The organism is Acinetobacter sp. P37 (assembly GCF_057480965.1).
In genome coordinates this window covers 1-217 of the sequence record NZ_JBLIYY010000061.1, presented here as the reverse complement: position 1 = coordinate 217, position 217 = coordinate 1, and the positions used below count along the sequence as shown (strand labels likewise).

Here is a 217-nt window from a genome sequence, read left to right as displayed (position 1 = left end):
AGACTAGGAGAGTCGAACTCCTGACCTCCTGCGTGCAAAGCAGGCGCTCTACCAACTAAGCTAAGTCCCCAGCTTATCAATAAGTCAATGTTTCTGATTTTCCGTACTTCGTCAGTAGTGGTGGGTCTGACAAGACTTGAACTTGTGACCCCACGCTTATCAAGCGTGTGCTCTAACCAACTGAGCTACAGACCCTCAGATACATCGTCATGAAGAA

General features: G+C 47.9%; 1 tRNA gene. It reads right to left on the bottom strand.

What is annotated here, in order from left to right:
- Positions 1–118: 118 nt before the first annotated feature.
- A tRNA-Ile gene (locus AC25JC_RS17385) sits at positions 119–195 on the bottom strand.
- Between the last annotated feature and the right edge of the window lie 22 nt (positions 196–217).